Source organism: Streptococcus sp. GMD1S, from assembly GCF_000296875.1.
GTDB lineage: Bacteria > Bacillota > Bacilli > Lactobacillales > Streptococcaceae > Streptococcus.
This window is the reverse complement of the sequence record NZ_AJQY01000366.1, coordinates 1-1,265: the sequence shown is the minus strand read 5'-3', so window position 1 is coordinate 1,265 and position 1,265 is coordinate 1. Positions and strand designations below refer to the sequence as shown.

General features: G+C 39.4%; 2 protein-coding genes. One reads left to right on the top strand and one right to left on the bottom strand.

The annotated features are described in order from the left end of the window. Nucleotides 1-66: 66 nt before the first annotated feature. On the bottom strand, nt 67-300 hold the full coding sequence (locus tag GMD1S_RS10365) for a DNA-dependent RNA polymerase subunit epsilon (RefSeq protein ID WP_000639583.1): 234 nt from the start codon (nt 298-300) through the stop codon (nt 67-69). A 425-nt stretch (nt 301-725) separates the two neighbouring features. Between GMD1S_RS10365 and GMD1S_RS12690 the strand changes: the two genes are divergently transcribed. Beyond that, the gene (locus GMD1S_RS12690) at nt 726-851 is read left to right on the top strand and encodes a hypothetical protein (RefSeq protein ID WP_260468372.1); all 126 of its coding nucleotides are present in this window, start codon (nt 726-728) and stop codon (nt 849-851) included. Nucleotides 852-1,265: the final 414 nt, after the last annotated feature.

The following is a 1,265-nucleotide window of genomic DNA, read 5'->3' as shown; positions in this document are numbered from 1 at the left end:
CCGATTTCTCCCAGACCACCGATGGCAAAAACGCCGACTTCTTCAGGTTTAAGAGTGTAGGCCATATTAGAACTCCGTAATCTCGAAAGCGCCAGTTTCTTTTTCGTAATCTAGCAATTTGTCAGACAAGAGTTCGATATACTCGATGTTGTACTCTGGGCGGTTTTCTTCAACAAGTTGGCGAGCAGAGATACGGCCCTCAAGTTCTGAGTTGGCATCGATGTCTAGGTAAAGTGAGCGTGTTGTTTCACGACGTGGGCTACGTTCTTTTGTTTCTTGATAAAAAACTTTGTAAATCATATAGTTCCTTTCTATTTACAGGTCAGCTTATTCCAAACTTTTAGCAGAGATTTGCTTGATTTCATTCCATTTTGTGTCTAGATTGACCTTGATTCGTTACAATTATTTCAATTATACCATAAAATGAAAAATTAGTAAAAGACGGAAATGGAGAAAGTCTGGAGGGGAAGAAGGAGCAAAAAGACAGGTAGGATTTGGTCGGAGAGCGCTTAGGTGTTATAATGAAAGGGGGAATCTAAAGAGATAGTAGATTTAAGGAAGAATATAGTTCTAGTTTCATTAATCGTTGGTGTAGATGGTTGGGGCAGAATGATATCTTTGAAAAAAGAAAAAGCCCTTGAGAAATCTCGAGAGCAACCAAAAAGGCTGAGACAAAATTAAGGGATCTTTCTGAGCAAGCTTAAGGGGCAGCACCATTACCTGAAGTGATTGAATCACAACTTTTGAAAGACTTGTCACCAAGTCAGACCAAATCTCAACCTTTACCCCATTTTATCATTTACTCAGCTAAGAAATCAATCTATAAGTATAACGATGTAGAAACAGCATGAAGTGGAGTGCTTACTAAAGAGGCAAAGAAAAGCCCTTGACCGAAATCAAGAGCCGTCAAACACTGGGGGCGAATTGTTCAATCGCAATTTCAGTTCTTTAGAAACCAAAGTTTCAGGGATAGCACTGCAACCCGAAGAGTCAACGACTCAACCTGATTTTCCTACCAATGTTGAATTACATTTTAACATTGATAGACCAACATTGTCAACAGTTTAAATAAAAAAGGAATACCAGAAGGAGGATTAAGAATGTTTAGTTTGTTTGAATTTGCAGTAGGGGTTCGCCTCTTGATGTTTGTAGCCTTTGTAGCTTGTGTCTATGGGGGGAATGCCCTGTTTGTGCATCTGGAACACCGCAAAACAAAGTTCCTTTGGAAGCTTGCTTTTGTGACGCTCTATTCAATTTTTCTTCTC